13 protein-coding genes and 1 pseudogene are annotated in these 18725 nt (G+C 45.3%); 5 read left to right on the plus strand and 9 right to left on the minus strand.

Annotated elements, in window-relative coordinates; genetic code table 11:
• Positions 1-3: 3 nt before the first annotated feature.
• From queE to V9W66_RS08400, 4 genes are all read right to left on the minus strand, one after another.
• Complete coding sequence (gene queE / locus V9W66_RS08385) at positions 4-672, minus strand: putative 7-carboxy-7-deazaguanine synthase QueE (protein ID WP_144093590.1); 669 nt, start codon at positions 670-672, stop codon at positions 4-6.
• Positions 669-1118, minus strand: coding sequence for a 6-carboxytetrahydropterin synthase QueD (queD, locus tag V9W66_RS08390; protein WP_144093588.1), 450 nt, complete (start codon positions 1116-1118; stop codon positions 669-671). The genes queE and queD overlap by 4 nt, the downstream gene beginning before the upstream one ends.
• A 338-nt stretch (positions 1119-1456) precedes the next feature.
• Positions 1457-3112: a YecA family protein gene (locus V9W66_RS08395; RefSeq protein WP_144093586.1), complete on the minus strand. Its 1656-nt coding sequence runs from the start codon at positions 3110-3112 to the stop codon at positions 1457-1459.
• Between the two features lie 122 nt (positions 3113-3234).
• Positions 3235-4758, minus strand: a complete 1524-nt coding sequence (locus tag V9W66_RS08400) for a glycoside hydrolase family 32 protein (RefSeq protein ID WP_144100506.1) — start codon at positions 4756-4758, stop codon at positions 3235-3237.
• Positions 4759-5049: 291 nt separating this feature from the next.
• Between V9W66_RS08400 and V9W66_RS08405 the strand changes: the two genes are divergently transcribed.
• Together V9W66_RS08405 and V9W66_RS08410 are read left to right on the plus strand one after the other, a co-directional pair.
• The gene (locus tag V9W66_RS08405) at positions 5050-6078 is read left to right on the plus strand and encodes a LacI family DNA-binding transcriptional regulator (protein WP_144094109.1); all 1029 of its coding nucleotides are present in this window, start codon (positions 5050-5052) and stop codon (positions 6076-6078) included.
• Between the two features lie 161 nt (positions 6079-6239).
• Entirely contained in the window at positions 6240-8075 is a 1836-nt protein-coding gene (locus V9W66_RS08410) for an amylosucrase (protein WP_186292811.1), read from the plus strand.
• A gap of 155 nt (positions 8076-8230) precedes the next feature.
• On the opposite strand, the pseudogene V9W66_RS08415 reads toward V9W66_RS08410, so the two are convergent.
• Positions 8231-9385, minus strand: a pseudogene (locus V9W66_RS08415) (FprA family A-type flavoprotein); the annotation flags it as partial.
• Positions 9386-9622: 237 nt separating this feature from the next.
• Between V9W66_RS08415 and V9W66_RS08420 the strand changes: the two are divergent.
• Both V9W66_RS08420 and sstT read left to right on the plus strand, forming a co-directional pair.
• Positions 9623-10978 (plus strand): MATE family efflux transporter, encoded by a 1356-nt coding sequence (locus V9W66_RS08420; RefSeq protein ID WP_144094416.1) that lies wholly within the window; start codon positions 9623-9625, stop codon positions 10976-10978.
• A 185-nt stretch (positions 10979-11163) separates the two neighbouring features.
• Entirely contained in the window at positions 11164-12372 is a 1209-nt protein-coding gene (gene sstT / locus V9W66_RS08425) for a serine/threonine transporter SstT (protein WP_144094418.1), read from the plus strand.
• Between the two features lie 187 nt (positions 12373-12559).
• Here sstT and V9W66_RS08430 read toward each other — a convergent pair whose 3' ends face one another.
• From V9W66_RS08430 to malQ, 3 genes are all read right to left on the minus strand, one after another.
• On the minus strand, positions 12560-14134 hold the full coding sequence (locus tag V9W66_RS08430) for an IS1182 family transposase (RefSeq protein ID WP_144094053.1): 1575 nt from the start codon (positions 14132-14134) through the stop codon (positions 12560-12562).
• A 161-nt stretch (positions 14135-14295) separates the two neighbouring features.
• Positions 14296-14925, minus strand: a complete 630-nt coding sequence (locus V9W66_RS08435) for a metal-dependent hydrolase (RefSeq protein WP_144093958.1) — start codon at positions 14923-14925, stop codon at positions 14296-14298.
• Between the two features lie 276 nt (positions 14926-15201).
• The gene (gene malQ, locus V9W66_RS08440) at positions 15202-16710 is read right to left on the minus strand and encodes a 4-alpha-glucanotransferase (protein ID WP_144093957.1); all 1509 of its coding nucleotides are present in this window, start codon (positions 16708-16710) and stop codon (positions 15202-15204) included.
• 394 nt (positions 16711-17104) lie between these two features.
• Here malQ and V9W66_RS08445 point away from each other — a divergent pair, with 394 nt between their 5' ends.
• Complete coding sequence (locus V9W66_RS08445; RefSeq protein ID WP_144093956.1) at positions 17105-18124, plus strand: LacI family DNA-binding transcriptional regulator; 1020 nt, start codon at positions 17105-17107, stop codon at positions 18122-18124.
• A gap of 118 nt (positions 18125-18242) precedes the next feature.
• Here the strand turns inward: V9W66_RS08445 and V9W66_RS08450 are convergent, their stop codons facing one another.
• The gene (locus tag V9W66_RS08450) at positions 18243-18725 is read right to left on the minus strand and encodes a GNAT family N-acetyltransferase (RefSeq protein ID WP_021650238.1); all 483 of its coding nucleotides are present in this window, start codon (positions 18723-18725) and stop codon (positions 18243-18245) included.

Below are 18725 nucleotides of genomic sequence, written 5' to 3' on the forward strand. Positions count from 1 at the left end.
CTATCATACTCCCCGTTTCTGCGGGTCCCAGATCACCTTATGAAGCTGGATCTGAAGCTTTACATCGTTGAGTTTTTTTTCCATAAGGAAATCCACGATCTCCACCGGCTGGATCCTGCCGAAAACAGGGCTGAAATAAACTGCCGTTTTTCCGACCAGCCTGTACTTTTCCAGGATTTCCAGGGCTTTTTCCATATCTCTGCGGCTGCTGACCACGAATTTCAGCGTATCCTCACTGCCCAGAAGCTCCAGATTGGAAAGGAGCATCTCTTTTTCCATGCCGCTGTCCGGTGCTTTATAATCCATGGTAAAGAACGGACGTTTTTTTAATATATGATAAGGCTTCAGATCCACACTTCCATTGGTCTCAATCTCCACCCGCCGGGATGGATCCTCCAGGATTGCCTCGATCAGCTCCTCCATGCCTTTCCGCAAAAGTGGTTCCCCTCCTGTAAGTGTCACATTTTTTACGCCTGTTTCACGGATCCAGGAAAGGATCTCTTCTTCTGTCAGCCTTTCACTCTCACACCCCGGCTCATTTGCCCAGCTGGTATCACAATAGCTGCACTGAAGATTGCAGCCCTTAAACCGGATAAAAGCGGCAAGCTCTCCTGCCCGTCTGCCCTCTCCGTTGATGCTGACAAATTTCTCTACAACCTGATAGGTACTCATAGCCATACCACCTCCGTTTCTTCTTCCGTTTCCCGGTAAGCTGCACAGTTATTTGGTGTTTCGTAAACAACAGCTCTTTTTACAGGATAGCCCTTTTCTTCCATTTTTCTGAAAAAATACTCTGAAAAATTCTCTGCTGTAGGGCGAAAGGGAACCTTCACCAGATGAAAGCCTTCTTCATCCAGTGCTTCCAGGGTTTTCGGACGTAATGTATTTTCTTCATAGATCAGCGTGTGATCCATGGAATCTGCCAGCTCCCGAAGATCCTTTTTCAGATCTCCGAAATCTACCAGCATCCCTCGCTCCTGGCCGTTTTTCTCCAGCTTCCGGCTTTCGATCTCAATCTCCACATGCCAGCGATGGCCATGGATGTTGGAACATTTGCCGGTGTAACCGGACAGAAAGTGTGCAGAATCGAAATCTGCTTCTGTTTTTAACTGATACATAAATTTTTCCTCCTTCTGGATCTGTCACACCACCCGGATATTTCCATAAATAAAAAAAGCCGGGATTCCCGGCCTTGATCCAGTTAAAGTAAAAAAGGGCAGACCCGCCACGAGTCTGCCCGGATTCTCACATCTTCTTCAGCCCTGGTTTTATTTATAGACAGGATGGTACAAACGAACTGTCTTAATATTAATTTGTATGGTATTTCCGGAGATACTGCATCAAACGATAAATCGGACCAGATCATCCGCGTTCGCTGCTCACTCATGAGCGCAGTCGCTCCGCAACGATCTATGGGAACTTTCAGCTCCGGAATTACGGTAAATTTTCTGCAGAATTATCTTCTTCCGCAGCACTTCTTATATTTCTTACCGCTTCCGCACGGACACGGATCGTTCGGGTAGATTTTTCTTGCAGATGCCGGCTGCATCGGCATTGCTGTCGGCACAAAGCTGTTCGGCATTGCAGTGTGCGGCTTGCCTGTGGCAAACGGCCATACTGCTCCTGAGATCTCATTCGGTGTGTAACCGCGGAATTCCAGCATTCTTGTGTTATTGTTTGCCTCCATGATCAGCTTTGTAAATTTCTCAAGCTGCTCATCGTTAAACTGGATCCCCTTCTGGTTCAGGTTTTCCATGATCGCTGACATTCTGCCATCCATGGAGCATTCTTTGTAAATAAAGAACAGTACCTGATCCTTCACCGCCTCGGAAACATTCATCTCATCCATCAGGAATCTGCCCAGTTTCTGATAAGAAGTAGATTTTGTCGGATACCCGTTTTCGGAATAATCCAGGATCTCATCTACAGACGGAATATAGAATTTCCGTCCGCCCTGACGTCTCTCGATATCCTTGTAGATGTTATTGACCAGTGCGGATTTCAGGATCAGCTGATCCTCCGCAAGCTCACAGATGCAGGCCTTCTCCGGAATGGTATGATACAGCTCGATGAAGCTGTCATATCCGATGTCAAAGCCTTTTCTCTGCTTAAACATCTCATATACGGTCTTTGCCGGTGCAGATACATACAGATAGCTTACCATAATAAGACAATCCTTCAGCCAGTTTACCTGGCTGCGAAGTGTCCGGAACTCCGGTGTATTGATCTGATCGTAAACAGCTGCAACCTCTGCCGGAACTTCTGCGTAATCATCACTGTAGGAAACAATGTAGCCCATATCGTTCAGCCATTCTAACGTATTCCACTCGTCATCTGCAACATGGAAGCATTTTCTCTGAACAGCTGCCTCAAAAGCCAGTACCTCCTGATCGTCTGCTACGAGGAAGCTTGCTTTCATAACCTCCGGTTTAAGAACCTCTGCGGCAACCTTTGCGGCGATCTCTTCCTGATTCATTCCCTTGCAGTGAAGTCCAAGCTCACCTGCAATGCTGAGAAGGTCTTCTTTACGATAGGACATGAGGAAATCTTTTACTGTAGGATTTCTTCTGCTGCCTGTGGCTGCCTCAGATGCTTTTGCAGCTCTGGCTGCTGCCTCTACTGCCGCTACTGTTGCAGCAATGTCTTCCGATGCTTTGGCTGTTTCCGCCTCTGTCTCAACTGCTGCAGTGCATCCCAGCTCCGGTGCCTCTGTCCAGTACGGATCATCCTCACCCTTTACTTCTTTTACAATAGAAGGAGCTTCTGCTGTTCCCTCGTCTTTCTTCTCAATGTCAACTCTGTATTCCGGAGCTTCCTTATCCGCACCATACTGACGGAAGGTAAACCATTTCTCGGAATCCATAAGCTCTGCAGTCTCTGTCTTGCCTGCATTTAATAATGTGAAATTATTCTTCGCTTCTCCGTCACCGTTCTCACGGATCTGTACTTTTTTCTGAAAAAATTCAATCTCATATAGGCTGCCTGACGGATACTGAACCAGTTTTTCAAGCATGGCTGCCATATTTGCAAATGTAACGTCAGCCGCAACAGTACAACGTCTCCATACCGGCGGTTTCGTTCCTTTTCTTGTGATTTTTAACTGATAAAACATTCCTGTGTTCCTCTCCTGTAAATATATGCCGGATCAGGAGATACGAATAACTCCTGATCCGGCGTAAGCAACTTCCCCTATGTTATACAAAAATAGAGAAATTGTCAATATTTGAGAGACTTCTACAACACAATATCATATTTCTCAACCTGGATCACAGCATTTCCGTCACTGTGAAACAGGATCTCATCTGCGTCCACTGGTGTTGGGATCACGGTAGTCGCAGTTTTACTTCCATCATTGATAAAAAGCTCTATGGAGCTTCGATCCAGGATAAAACGCAGCTTCAGATTTTGTCTGCCATCTGTGACCTGGAGCTTTCTTGTACATACAACATCACGCTGCACCCCGCTCCAGGTTCTGTCGATCTCCAGTATCTGTCCTTTTCGATCATAGGTAAAGACCGTTGTATATTCTTCATTGCGTGCAAGCTCGATCTGGAACTCATTGTACACATCCAAAACTTCCTGATTTGGATTTCCGGAGTTCCTGCTTCCATCCATGATGCCATCTGCGTTCTGCAGTTCCACAGTCAGATCGATCATTCGGCCACGGACGCCTTCAAGGCTTAAGCTCTCACCCACTTTTACATTCTCATAACAGCAACGGTTTTTCCGATAATTCTCAATTTCCCGGACCGGCTTCTGCCAGATCTTTCCGTCACGATATTCCAGTTCTCTCGGAAGAGTCATCATTCCCTGCCATCTCTGCTTTTCCTTGATCACACAGCTATCCCAGGATTTCATCCAGGCGATCATCACTCTTCTTCCATCCGGAAGAAGGGTTGTCTGCGGCGCATAAAAATCAAGTCCATAGTCCAGGCTAACCGGTGCGTCTTTTTCAAATGTATGTTTTTCGCTGTCATAATCTCCCGTAAAATACAGGGAATTATGTCCATTATGAAACTCATACCCTTTTGCCCGCATATGCTGCGGAGAACAGATCAGCACATGTTTATCCCCGAGCGGAAAGAAATCGGGGCATTCCCACATAACACCGATTTCTCCTGTGGAGTTCTCCGCAAGAATTGTTTCAAATTTCCATTCTTTCAGATCTTTACTGGAAAACAGAACTACCTGTCCAGGAATTTCTTCGCTGCGGCATCCTACGAGCATATGGTATGTTCCGTTATCTTCCCATATTTTCGGATCACGGAAATCAACTCTGCTGCATTTCTCCGGAAGCATATCCCCGGTGACTACCGGATTTTTCTCTGCCTTTACATAATCTTTTCCGTCACCCCAGGCAATGCACTGATTCTGCCGGACTTCTTCTTTTCCATCCGGCAGCTTTACTGTTGTAACTCCTGTGTAGATCAAAGCCTGTTTTCCATCCGCTTCAATAGCACTTCCGGAAAAGCATCCCTCTCGATCATATTCCTGATCCGGTGCAAGCGCTGCAGGAAGCTGCTCCCATCTGATCATATCCTCCGTCACACTATGGCCCCAGTGCATAGGACCCCAGTCACGGCTGTAAGGATGATACTGATAAAAAAGATGTACCTTTCCTTTAAAAACTGAAAATCCATTGGGATCATTGATCCAGCCCACCGGTGCAGATACATGAAAGGCCGGTTTCTCTTCCTGCGGGATATTTTTTGCTTCCTCTATTTCATAAAGACGTGCTTTTTCAAGTTTTTCACTCATACTCTGCTCTCTCTTTCTTTCGTCTTTATTTAGCAACCGGTAAAGTAACCGGTTACTTTATAATTTGATACTACTATATGACATATCTTCTGTCAACCTTTTTTGTTAATTTATTCAAGAAAAGTTACCGGTAACTTAACTGGTTATTTTTTTTATTGCTATTTAACGTCTGTATTGTTATACTTAATTACATCAATCCAATTATCCTGTACGGTCTGCAGATTTCTCTTATATGATCACATCTGCATTCCGTATCATAACTTTCTGCTGTTAAAAGGAGAATATTTTTTTATGGCTAAAAAACAGGTAACATTTGCCGATATTGCAGAATACACGGGGTTTTCCAAGACCACGATCTCCAGATATTTCAATCATCCGGATTCTCTGACTCTGGAAAATCAGGAAAAGATCGCAAAAGCCCTTGATGAGCTCGGCTACAGAAAAAACAAGCTTGCCAGAGTTCTTGCCAATGGAAAAAGCGAATTTGTAGGGATCATTGTCCCGAACCTTTATCTTCATTATTATTCCGAAATGCTGACACAGCTTCTTCGAAGTTACTCCGACTATCATTACAAATTTCTGGTTTTTGTCAGTGATGGCGGCCCGGAGAAAGAAATGCAGTATCTGGACGAGCTGATGGCTTATAAGATTGAAGGACTTATTGTTCTCAGCCATACTCTTTCCTCTGAAAAACTGGCTTCCTATAATATTCCTGTGATCGCCATTGAACGTGAAGCGGAACATATATGCAGCGTTACAACAGACAATTACATGGGCGGTATGCAGGCTACTTCTCTGCTGATACGTAATCAGTGTGATGTACTGATCCACATCAATGTCCATGTACCTGAGAATATTCCGGCTTATGACCGTATCCGTGCCTTTGAGGAAACATGCCGGGAATATCATGTTCCTTATGAACTGAACCTTAATGTTTCCGGTGATTCCTATCAGGAGCTTTTTGAACAGATGCGTGTGATCTTTCAGGATATTGACAGTAAATATTCCGGTCAGAAAAAAGGCATATTTTTATCCAATGATACTTACGCGAATATGTTTCTCAATCTGATCTTCCAGAAATATAACTGTCTGCCGGATGAATATCAGATCATCGGATTCGATGATTCACCCATTGCTGCGGAGTCCATCATTCCGATCACTACTGTTGGACAGCAGATTGATGTGATCGCACAGACTACCATGGAACTGCTTGTGGAACAGATGAACGAAATGAAGAAAAGAAAACCGGCACCGCTTCAAAAACCGATCCACAAAAAGATCACTCCGGTTCTGATACGGCGACAGACAACAGGAGACTGAAAATACTTACAACATTTTTCCATATTCCATAACAACCCGTATATTCATGTACCGGAAACTTCATGCTATAATTCTGTGGAAAAATGTCAGACAAACATTACCGCCGGGAAATATTTTACAGGTTTCCCGACATCTATAAATATCTATTCAGGGAGGAAATCATGAAAAAAGATCAGGAAATTTTTCAGGAACGTTTAAACCATCATCACGACGAGCTTCGATGGCTGTACACAGAGCTTTATCACAATGACGATATGTTTGCAGAGCTCTGCGACCAGATGTACCAGTATTTTACAGCACGCCGCCGCGCGCTCAAAAACCGCGACCTGGAAAGAGAAAAAAATCCGGACTGGTTCCGCCAGAAGGATATGCTTGGCATGATGCTCTATATTGACAATTTTGCCGGCAACATCAAGGGAGTTTCTGCCAAGCTTCCATATCTTAAGGAGTGTAATGTAAACTGTCTGCATCTGATGCCGTTCCTGGATACCCCGAAGGGCCGTTCCGACGGTGGTTACGCAGTAGCCGACTTCCGCAAAGTCCGCCCGGACCTTGGTTCCATGAAGGACCTGGCTGCCCTTGCAGATAAATGCCACAAAAACGGAATGAACCTGTGTATGGATTTTGTTATGAACCACACTTCCGAGGATCATGAGTGGGCCAAAAAAGCACGCCAGGGTGACGGCGAATATATGAGCCGTTACTTCTTCTACAACAACCGTGAGATCCCGGACGAGTACGAAAAGACCGTACCACAGGTATTCCCGACCACTGCTCCGGGGAACTTTACCTGGCTTCCGGATATCGGTCACTATGTCATGACTACCTTTTATCCGTACCAGTGGGATCTGAACTACGGCAATCCCCGTGTTTTCAATGAGATGATGTACAACTTCCTCTTCCTTGCAAACCAGGGAATGGACGTGATCCGTATCGATGCGGTTCCGTATATCTGGAAGGAACTGGGAACTCCCTGCCGTAACCTGAAGCAGGTGCATACGATCGTTCGTATGATGCGTATGATCGCCGAGATCGTCTGCCCAAGTGTTGTACTTCTGGGTGAGGTCGTTATGGAGCCGGAGAAGGTTGTTCCCTATTTCGGAACCGTAGAGAAGCCGGAATGCCATATGCTTTACAATGTAACAACCATGGCTACAACCTGGAACAGCATTGCTACTCGCGATATCCGTCTTCTGAAAAAACAGATGGACATTGTAAACAGCCTTCCGAAGCAGTACACCTTTCTGAATTATCTCCGCTGCCATGACGATATCGGCTGGGGACTTGATTTTGCCACCCTGAAAGAATGGGGCATGGATGAGCCATCTCATAAGCGTTACCTGAATGATTTCTTTACAGGAAAGCATCCGGGAAGCGACAGCCGCGGAGAGCTCTATAATGATGACCCGGTAACTCAGGATGCCCGCTTCTGCGGAACCACTGCTTCCATGTGCGGAATCGAGGCTGCTCTTTTTGAAAAAGATGACGAGAAGCTGAAAAGGGGTATCCGCGAGGATCTGATGCTTCACGCATATATGCTTACCCAGTCCGGAATCCCGATGCTTTACAGCTCCGATGAAATCGGACGTCTCAATGATTATTCCTATAAAGAGGATCCGGATAAGGCTGCAGATTCCCGCTATATCCACCGTGGTGCTTTCCAGTGGGAGCTTGCCGGAAAAAGGAACTCCAAATCCTCCGTTGAGGGACAGATCTTCCAGACTCTTAGCCGCATGGAGCAGATCCGCAGCCAGGAATCTGTTTTTGATAAGGACTGTGATGTATATACATACGATGTTCATGATGACAGCATTCTCTGCATCCTCCGCCAGAAAGGAAACGAACGTTTCATCGGAATCTTCAATTTCAGTGACAGCGAAAAAACTGCCTGGATGCAGGAGGAAGGAACCTTCCGCGATCTGATCACAGACCAGACTCTGGAGCTTAAGGACGTGGAGCTTCCGGCTTATGGATTTATGTGGTGTAAGAGGATGTAACTGTTGCTCGGTAAATAAAAAAGACGTGGACTTACGGATCAATATATTTCTTTCATTAACAACTCAGTAAATGAACGAACCTGTCGATCCGGATCCACGTCTTTTTATTATGTTATATCTTTATTTTTATAAGCTGTTCTGACATTCAGAAATTACTTGCAGAGCTCCTCTGCCATTGCATCGATCTCTGCCACATTCTCATCGCTGAGGGAGGACATGATCTTTACATTGTTCTCAAGCCATGTGATATTTTTACTCTTCTCGAACATTCCTTTCATGACTTTAGCTGCAGTCGGTGCCCAGCTTCCGTTCTCAATGAGGCCGATGGTGCGGTTCTGGTAATTACGCTCTGTCAGGTTCTCGATGAATGTACGCATAAACGGGAATGCTTCTCCGTTGTATGTAATGCTGGCCAGTACCAGCTTGCCGTAGCGGAAAGCATCCCCCACTGCCTCTGCCATGTCTTCTCTTGCAAGATCGCAGACAACAACCTTCGGGCAGCCCTTTTCCTCCAGCTTCTGTGCAAGAAGCTCTGCTGCTTTCTTTGTATGTCCGTATACAGATGTGTAGGCGATCATTACTCCTTCACTCTCTACTTTATAAGAAGACCAGATATCATATTTCTCCAGATAATGTCCAAGATTCTCGGTAAGGACCGGTCCGTGGAGCGGGCAGATAGTCTGGATATCCAGAGTTGCTGCTGCCTTGAGAAGCTTCTGTACCTGCGGGCCATATTTTCCGACGATTCCGATGTAATAACGGCGTGCTTCGCAGTCCCAGTCCTCTTCTACATCAAGAGCTCCGAATTTGCCGAAGCCGTCTGCGGAAAACAGAACCTTGTCTGTGCTGTCATATGTAACCATAACCTCCGGCCAGTGAACCATCGGTGCAAATACGAAGGTAAGGACGTGTTTTCCAAGTGTCAGGGTGTCACCGTTAGCTACAATATGTTTCTTTCCTTCCAGATCCATTCCACGGAAGAAATTCTCCATCATGGTAAAGGTCTTTGTGTTGGCAACAACAGTTGTATCCGGGTATGCTTTCATGAAATTCTCAATGTTTGCTGCATGGTCCGGCTCCATATGCTGGACTACAAGATAATCCGGTTTCGCACCATCCAGAACCTCTGCAACTTTTCCCAGCCACTCTTCTGTGAAGCCGGCATCTACAGTGTCCATAACTGCGATCTTCTCATCTTTGATCACATAGGAGTTGTAGGACATTCCGTTTGGCACTACATACTGTCCCTCAAACAGGTCTACCTGATGATCGTTTACTCCTACATAATAAATATCATTTCCGATTTTCATTGTATTGAGCTCCTCCTTAGTCTGCTGTATTTTATATTTCCAATATTTCTGAAAATACTTTCTTATTGCTCTCATTTATTATATCATTGTTCGTACTAAAATCAATGTAGAATCTATAAATAAAAACAAACCTCTGCGCCTGGTAAAAGAGCTATTTTCCCCTCTTTACAAACCTATTCCAACATAGTATTGTATACCTTGGATGAAGGAATTTTTATAATTTTTATGAGGTAAACTATGTGTGAAAATGAAAAAAAGAAAACGTCTTCCATTGAGATGACCTCCGGCTCTCTCTGGAAAAATATCCTCCTCTTCAGCCTTCCCCTGATGGGGTCCCAGGTGTTGGAGGTTTTTTTTAATTTAAGTGATGTTGCGGTTGTGGGGCGATTTGCAGATTACATGGCACTTGGAGCTGTGGGTTCCACAACTCTGCTGGTCACTTTATTTACCGGAATCCTGATCGGCATGGGCGCCGGAGTCAATGTTCGTGTAGCACACGAGCTTGGTGCCGAAAACAGAAAAGGTACCGAAGAAACGATCCATACATCTCTTCTTCTCTGTGCCATCGCAGGACTTCTGGTCTGTGTCGTCTGTCTTCTGTTTTCCGGACAGATGCTGTCCATGATGAATACGAAACCGGAGCTGATGGACCAGGCTGTTTTATATATGAAGATTTATGCTCTGGGTATGCCGGCCATGGCTGTATACAATTTCGGTAACGGCGTATTAAGTGCCCGCGGCGATACGAAGCGACCGCTGATCTATCTTTCCATTGCCGGAGTGATCAACATTCTTCTGAACCTGTTTTTCGTTATCGTCTGTCATATGGCCGCCGCAGGTGTGGCAACTGCCAGCGCGATCGCACTGTATATCTCCGCAGTGCTGGTAATGATCCACCTCCTTCGGAGAAAAGACGAATGCAGGGTATCCCTGCGTAAGCTCCGTCTTCACCCGAAGGCCTGTAAAGCAGTACTGCTTCTTGGTATTCCCACAGGTCTGCAGAACGGGATTTTTGCCATTGCAAATCTGTTCGTACAGGCCGGTGTCAACTCCTTCGATGCAGTCACGGTTTCCGGAAATGCCGCTGCCGCAAATGCAGACTCTCTGATCTACAACATCATGTTTGCTTTCTATACTGCATGCGCGAGCTTCATCGGTCAGAACTGGGGTGCCGGAAATAAAAAACGTATGCTGAAGACTTATGGGATCAGCCTTACCTATGCCTTCATCGCAGGCGCGATCCTTGGTGGACTGCTTCTTGTTTTCGGTCCGCAGTTTCTGTCACTGTTTGCCACAGAACCGGCAGTCATCGATGCCGGCATGGAGAGGATCCGGATCATGGGCTTCAGCTATGCCTTCAGCTGTTTTATGGATTGCAGTATCGCCGCTTCCCGTGGCATCGGAAAAAGTATACCACCGACCATCATCATCATTCTGGGATCCTGTGTATTCCGTGTCATCTGGTTCTATACGGTGTTCGCACACTTCCAGACCATTTCCTCACTTTATCTCCTGTATATTTTCTCATGGGGAATTACAGGCTTTGCGGAGGTTCTGTTCTTTGCTGTAAGCTTCCGGAAAATACGAGTCTGAGTTTTCTCACGTTTTATGTACATTTGTCTTTACAAGGCGGACATAATTGTATATAATTGTCCTGTTGTGCTTTTACGCGATGCAGTAATACCGGCTTAGAACGATCCGCCCTTTACACTGGATTGTTGCTTTGCGGCTCAGCATTTTTTTAGCACACTCACACAATAGGAAAGAGGAAACTAGTTATGAAAAACCTGATTCAAAAATGGAACAGCATCAACCTGATCAAGCGTATCATCTGTGGTCTGATCGTTGGTATCATTCTCGGACTTGCGATCCCTCAGGCATCTGTGATCTCCATTCTCGGTGATCTGTTCGTCGGTGCTCTTCGTGGAATTGCTCCGCTTCTGGTGTTCTTCCTGGTAATGAGCTCTCTGTGCCACATGGGAAAAGGCCAGAAAACAAACATGAAATTCGTTGTTGTACTTTATCTTCTGGGAAATATACTCTCAGCACTGGCAGCTGTGATCTCCAGCCGCCTGTTCCCGATCATGCTGACTTTTTCCGAAAATACAAATACTTCCGACGTCACTCCGCCAAGCGGTGTTGCAGAGGTCCTCAAAAACCTTCTGATGAACATTGTTTCCAACCCGGTTGACGCACTTGTCAACGCCAACTATATCGGTGTCCTTGCATGGGCCATCATCTTCGGTATCGCACTGAAGGCCGCAAGTGAAACTACCAAGACTGTCATCGAAAACATTTCCGATGCAACCTCCACAGCCGTAAGATGGATCATCAGCCTTGCTCCATTTGGTATCATGGGCCTGATCTTCACAACCATCTCCGAGCAGGGACTTGGTGTACTGTTAAGCTATGGCCGTCTGATCTGTGTACTGGTGGGAACCATGCTCTTTGTCGCACTGGTGATCAACCCGATCATTACTTTCATCTGCACACGCCAGAATCCATATCCGCTGGTTCTGCGCTGCCTGAAGGACAGTGGTATCACAGCATTCTTCACAAGAAGCTCTGCCGCCAACATTCCGGTAAACATGGAGCTGTGCAAGGATCTCGGACTTGATGAGGATACCTACTCCATCTCCATCCCTCTTGGTGCGACCATCAACATGGGTGGTGCAGCGATCACCATTTCCATCATGGCTCTGGCAGCTGCACACACACTTGGTATCAGCGTAGACTTCCCGACCGCTCTGATCCTCTGCATCCTGGCTGCTGCAAGTGCAGCTGGTGCTTCCGGAGTTGCCGGCGGTTCTCTTCTTCTGATCCCGATGGCCTGCAGCCTTTTCGGAATCCCCAATGATGTTGCCATGCAGGTAGTTGGTGTCGGTTTCATCGTAGGCGTGATCCAGGATTCCTGTGAGACAGCACTGAACTCTTCCACAGACGTACTTTACACAGCATGCGCCTGCAGGATCAGAAAGAATAAATGATCACACTTATAAACCGTCAGGCGGATATTCGTAATTGAAACAGGGGACTCCCTTGATTCGGTTAAAAGGGCGTGTGAAAAAACGAGAGTTTTTTCATGCGTCCTTTTGCTTATGGTTATGATAATAGTTATATTGCATAAAAAAGGGTATAGTTCCCCTTACCCCATAAGAATGCTATTATGAACTCCTATGCGGCAGCTGCAACTTTTTTCTGTTTGTTGTGATATTTATAAAGATTGTGTCCGATAGAAACGAGAAATACTTCAAGCAATACAGATTTTATTCCTCTTCGGACAATTCTTTTGTACCACCGGTCGTTTTTCATGATACCAAAGGTACCTTCTGCCTGAATGGATCTGTTCATCCTTAGAAGCGCTCCCTGGATACTTTCGAGATTTTCTATCACTTCCTGATGCATCGCTGTAAGTTCGCGGTTGATCCGAACAGTACGGTTTTTGTCTGTCTTTTTACATTGTTCTGCGTATGGACAGCCGAAGCAGTCTTCACACTGATACACTTCTTCCTGTCGCCCATACTTGTTCCCTTTTACGTTTTTTCGATACTGAAGATTAAAGTTTTTCCCGTTTGGGCAACGCATGATTCCGTCTTCCCCGATTGGAAAATTTACTGCACGAAATGGATCTTCATGGTATTTCTTGTCAGTAGTCTCTTTCTTGAACATGGGAAACTTCATATATTTTTCCATTCCTTGCTGCTCACAGAAGATGTAATTGTTGTAAGAACCATATCCGGCATCTGCTACTGGGTACTTTGGATAGAAGCCATATGTAGTATAAAACTTGTTCATTAATGGAATAAAACAATCCATATCTGAGCGATACTGATTTACATCAACAACAGCAATATATTCATCTGCAACACCGACCTGTACATTATAAGCTGGAAGCAACTGGTCATTTCCCATGTAGTCTGTCTTGATTCGCATAAAAGTGGCTGAATGATCTGTTTTCGAGTAGCTGTTGCGATCTTCTCCACAGATTTTGATTTTTTCCACGTATTCTTCCAACTTAGCAGCATACTCTTTGAGTTTCTCATAATGACGTTGTTGTGTAGTTTTACGATGTCCCCTGCCATGAACAAACATTGCTTCATTAATCTGCCAGACTTCTGCATACTGTTCAGCAGCTTCCTTCAGATACTCTGGTGCGTACTCACTATTGATACAAAGTTTCATACCTGTACATGAAAGTTCCTCATTGATTTCTTCAAAGAGTGTAGTGATCTTACCAAAGAGACGGTATCTGGATTTTTCGGTTGCTTTTTTCCATACCCAGGAGTATTTATTCGCATTTGCTTCAAACTTGGATCCATCAATGTATAGATGTTGAAGATCCACATGCTCTGTCTCGAAGATTTTTTTGTTTATATCTTGAAATATTTCTTCAATGGAATCAGCAAGTACTTCGTTGATGAAGTAGCCGAAAGTACGGTAAGAAGGTGCTTGATGATCCATAAGATACATGAAACGGAGATTGATTTTACACTGATCCTCCAGTTCACGCAATGATATATAGCCATTCGCCATAAATCCAAACAAAACTGTTTTCAGCATGCTGACCGGGTCATACCTGAGTCTTCCTGTATCATGTTGAGGAATATTTTTCAGATATTTCTCCAGTTCGATTTCTCCCATAAATCTATCAAAAGTCAGCACTGGATCACAGATGTCCAAATAATCTTGAATTAGCATTGGCAAAACTGCCTGTTTTGGGTTAGAATAGATTATGTTATTAATTTTCATTGCAAGTTAATTATAACAGAAAGAAAGACCTTGAGTTCATTATAAACTCTTGGTCTTTCTTTTTTGGGGGACTATTCTTTTTTCACAGCTCCTTTTTTGGCTTAATTCCTGCAATATCTGCCCCATATAAAATTATCCGTAATCGGTAAATAAAACATCCTCTACATTCGAAAAAGCTTCCAGTTCTCTCCCATCTGCACAGCCAGATATACGATCTCAAAGATCACAGCTACAGATCCAAGCTTAAAAAGCAGGGAATCCACAAAGCCTCCTGCCTTACAGAAATCCAGCGCAATGCCTCCCGGCAGCGGATACAGGATCCGTACCCGTTTCCGGTTAAAGCAGTCCAGCACCAGATGTGATACGAATCCAACCACAAAATAAAGAACCAGCTTCACGGACACCATGGATATGGCTGCACTTAAAATGGCCATAGCCATGATCGAATGCATAAATGACCGGTGCGGCTGATTTTTTCCAAAGGCGCAGACTGCAATAAAAATAATAACTCCCATGGCAACCGGCGCCATAGACTGGTTATTGCGGATCTTTTCCCAGATGGAAAAATCATAAAAATAATTCAATGCGATCTCTGCTGCCACAAGCAGTACCGCGATCAGTGTGATCCGGTCCGCATCCTTATGGGATTTGGAGGTTCCCACATCAATGTCGCTGATCAATGCTCCAAGCATTCCTGTTCCTGCCGCAAGTACCAGACCGGAAACCGTAGAGGGCTGTGTAACTGCCAGCACTGTTCCGAGTCCAACTGCCGCGTGTGTTTTTCCTGTCATAATTCTCCCCTTATTGTAAAAAATCTTCCGTTATTCAGGATTATCCACTGCTACAGATCAGACACTCTCTTCTGATCTTCTGCATATATAAATGTATCACTTTATCATTTACCGCAGATCTGAAAATACAATAAGGCAGCTGTCAGCCTTACCTTTTACTGACAGCTGCCTCCACGAAACAGCATTATATCACATAAAAAATCACGATTCTATCTAAAATCTTTCTACTTTCTTTCACGTCCCGTTTAAATGGAATATGTCTCTTGGATCTCTCTTTTAATCAGACCAGTTCATACGTCCGTAGCGAAGTGCAATACCATGGATCTCTTTCTGAAGCTTCACAGTCAGCTCCCTTTTGCGGATCCTCCACTTCCAGTTCTTTCCTACTGTGGATGGCTGGTTCATTCTGCCGCTGTTATCCAGGCCCATATAATCCTGCATAGGGATCACACAGAGCTTTGCACTGCTTCTCATAACCAGGCTGATAAAGCATTTATGCAGTTCTTTATCCGGTGTACAGTTATCACAGAGATAATCCCTGGCAAGCTTACGCTCTTTTGCCATAATGCTCTTCCACCATCCGGCGATGGTCTCATTATCATGGGTTCCTGTGTATGCCACACTGTTCTCCGGATAGTTGTGTGGAAGATAATCGTTGGCACAGCCGGAATCTCTGGAATCAAACGCAAACTCCAGGACCTTCATTCCCGGGAATCCACTGTCATGGACAAGCTGACGCACAGAATCTGTCACATAGCCAAGATCCTCCGCAATGACCTGCTTCCAGCCAAGGGCCTGCTCCACTTTGCGGAACAGATCGATCCCGGGACCTTTTTCCCAGTGACCGCCAATGGCATTTTCTGCACCGTACGGAATGGAAAAATACTCGTCAAAGCCACGGAAATGGTCGATCCTTACCACGTCATAAAGGCGGAATACGTAGCTCAGTCTGGAGATCCACCACTGATATCCTGTATTTCTGTGGTAATCCCAGCGGTACAGTGGATTTCCCCAAAGCTGTCCTGTTGCGGAAAAACCGTCCGGCGGGCATCCGGCTACCGCCACCGGCACATTCTCCTCATCCAGCTGGAAAAGTTCCGGATGAGCCCAGGTATCTGCACTGTCCATAGCTACATAGATCGGGATATCTCCGATGATCTGAATGCCTTTTTCGTTGGCATATTTTTTCAGTTTCATCCACTGCTCATAGAATTTGAACTGCATATACTGCTGGAATTCAATATCAAAATATAATTCTCTGCGATAGTAGTCCATGGCATTTGCCCAGCGAAGGCGGATATCCTCTGCCCATTTTGTCCACTCAACACCGCCGAACTGATCCTTTACTGCCATAAAAAGTGCATAGTCGGAAAGCCACCAGCTGTTTTCTGCAACAAATTTCTGATAATCCGGATTCTCGCTGATGTTGCTGTTTTCGTAAGCTTTGCGGAGAAGCTTGTAACGGCCTTTGTAGATTTTTTCATAGTCTACGCTGTCTGCTCTTCTTCCCCAGCTGACCTTATCACAGTCCTCCTTTGTAAGGACGCCTTCCTCCACCAGTGCCTTCAGGCTGATAAAATACGGATTTCCCGCAAAAGTGGAGAAGGACTGGTACGGAGAATCTCCGTAACTGGTAGGTCCCAGCGGGAGGATCTGCCAGTAGCTCTGTCCCGCTTCCTTCAGCCAGTCCACAAAATCATAGGCACTCTTTGAAAAACATCCGATGCCGTACTCTGACGGCAGGCTTGTGATCGGCATCAGAATGCCGGCTGCTCTTTTATCCATATCTTTTCTCTCCTTATGTTGAGCCCTGCATCTCAGAGCATCTTATCTATTATCCTCTCACGGATGCATATTCATATAATTTACGCAACCGTTTGCGTAAATTATACGTCCATTTTGCATGAAGTGCAATGCATTTTTGTCTTTTCTACCCTTCTTACAATTTTTACATCCTGATTTTGTGCAGTTTTTCATCATGCCAAGCAGAAATCTGTCTGCATCTCACTACCGGATTCTCTGTGCATCTGTTTTTACGCAATTTCATGCAATTTTACGTGCAATATGTTTGACAGTATCCTTGTTATGAACTACAATATCTCTATCAGACTGAGATAAAAAAGCCGGATCAGAGGCATACTTCCGCTTTGATCCGGCATATCCGTGAGGAGGCAAATTTATGGCAGTAACCATCAAAGATGTGGCAGCTCTGGCCGGGGTGTCCCCGTCCACCGTTTCCAGAACCTGCAAAAATAATCCATCTATCAGTGAAGAAACCAAGGAACGTGTACGCAGAGCCATGGCGGAGCTTGGCTATGAGCCGAATTTCCAGGCCAGCAACCTGGCAGCACAGATTTCCCGCTCCATCGGTATCATCCTGCCTCCATCCCCAAAGGAGACATACGAGAATTCCTTTTACCTTGAGACGATCCGGGGGATCAGCCACTACTGTAACGCACATCAGTATATCAGCACCATTGTTACCGGTCAGAATGAAGAAGAGATCCTTAACGCAGTACGTTCCATGTCCAGAAGCGGTAAGGTTGACGGATTTATTGTTCTTTATTCCCGTGTGAATGATCCTGTTATTGATTTTCTTTTCAGTGAAGGACTTCTCTATATCCTGATCGGAAAACCGGCACAACACACCAATCATACGATCTATATCGATAATGACAACCTTCTGGCCGGACAGGAGGCAACGGAGTATCTTTATGCTCTGGGCCACCGGAAGATCGCTTATCTGGGTGTAGATAATTCCCTGGTCTTTTCCGCAGACCGCAAAACCGGCTACATGACTGCGCTGATCAGCCACGGATTAACCGTACAGTCCGAATACTGTATAGAGGTTCCTGCCGCTTCCCAGAATGAGTTTCAGGAGCTTCGAAAGCTGCTTTTAAGTGAAGAGCGCCCTACAGCTGTGCTTGTCAGTGATGATATTCTGGCACTTTCCCTGGAGCGGATCTGTATAGAAGCAGATATCTCCATACCGGAGGATCTGTCCATTCTTTCCTTTAACAACTCACTTTTTGCCAGACTGACTTCACCACAGCTGACCTCCATTGATATTAACTCCGGGCAGCTTGGAATGGAAGCAGCCACGCAGATGATCAGTCATATCGAAAATCCGAGCCTTCCGGCCACAAAGATCATTGTACCTCATCAGCTGATCGAGAGGGACAGCTGCCGGAGGATCTGATCTGCTTTCAAACAAAAAACAGGTATCTTCTCCGCTGACTGTGTATTGACCACCACTTATCGATCTGACATTGGTGGTCGATCTACCGCCCGGCAAAAAGATACCTGTTTTTCATTTTTTATAATGCTTTCTCATAACACCAGTACATATGTCCCCAGAGTTCACACTCTCCCACGTTCTCAAAATTCAGCTTATCATAAGAACGGAGTGCTTTTACATTGTCCTTCGCAACAAGAAGATGTACAGCTTTATAGCCCCGCTTCTTCAGTTCTTCCATCACACCCTTAAGAAGTTTCCCGGCAATCCCCTGATTCTGGAATTCCTGACATACTCCCACCCGGGAGACCTCCGCTGACGGCACCATGGTTTCTGACCAGCATGTGAGACATTCCACATTTGGATCATCATCAATGGAGATCACACCTGCGATATTTCCCGCATCGTCCCGCATACAGAACAGCGCATCTCTGGAAAGATCAAATTCCACTTCTTTTTCTGAAGGATACTCCTCTGTCCACACACAATAGGGCGTCCCCAGCAATGAACGGTACAGCTTCAGAACTGTATCTGCTTCTTCTCTTTTTACACGCTCGAAATTCAT

This window comes from Blautia massiliensis (ex Durand et al. 2017), assembly GCF_051861785.1.
Lineage (GTDB): Bacteria > Bacillota > Clostridia > Lachnospirales > Lachnospiraceae > Blautia_A > Blautia_A luti_A.

Bases quoted from the DNA above. Each gene is read 5' to 3' on its own strand.
- V9W66_RS08435 (WP_144093958.1), bottom strand. From the start codon at position 14,925: ATGACAGGAAAAACACACGCGGCAGTTGGACTCGGAACAGTGCTGGCA.
- sstT (WP_144094418.1), top strand. From the start codon at position 11,164: ATGAAAAACCTGATTCAAAAATGGAACAGCATCAACCTGATCAAGCGT.
- queD (WP_144093588.1), bottom strand. From the start codon at position 1,118: ATGTATCAGTTAAAAACAGAAGCAGATTTCGATTCTGCACACTTTCTG.
- V9W66_RS08450 (WP_021650238.1), bottom strand. From the start codon at position 18,725: ATGAATTTCGAGCGTGTAAAAAGAGAAGAAGCAGATACAGTTCTGAAG.
- V9W66_RS08410 (WP_186292811.1), top strand. From the start codon at position 6,240: ATGAAAAAAGATCAGGAAATTTTTCAGGAACGTTTAAACCATCATCAC.
- queE (WP_144093590.1), bottom strand. From the start codon at position 672: ATGAGTACCTATCAGGTTGTAGAGAAATTTGTCAGCATCAACGGAGAG.
- V9W66_RS08445 (WP_144093956.1), top strand. From the start codon at position 17,105: ATGGCAGTAACCATCAAAGATGTGGCAGCTCTGGCCGGGGTGTCCCCG.
- V9W66_RS08395 (WP_144093586.1), bottom strand. From the start codon at position 3,112: ATGTTTTATCAGTTAAAAATCACAAGAAAAGGAACGAAACCGCCGGTA.
- V9W66_RS08430 (WP_144094053.1), bottom strand. From the start codon at position 14,134: ATGAAAATTAATAACATAATCTATTCTAACCCAAAACAGGCAGTTTTG.
- V9W66_RS08405 (WP_144094109.1), top strand. From the start codon at position 5,050: ATGGCTAAAAAACAGGTAACATTTGCCGATATTGCAGAATACACGGGG.
- V9W66_RS08420 (WP_144094416.1), top strand. From the start codon at position 9,623: ATGTGTGAAAATGAAAAAAAGAAAACGTCTTCCATTGAGATGACCTCC.
- V9W66_RS08400 (WP_144100506.1), bottom strand. From the start codon at position 4,758: ATGAGTGAAAAACTTGAAAAAGCACGTCTTTATGAAATAGAGGAAGCA.
- malQ (WP_144093957.1), bottom strand. From the start codon at position 16,710: ATGGATAAAAGAGCAGCCGGCATTCTGATGCCGATCACAAGCCTGCCG.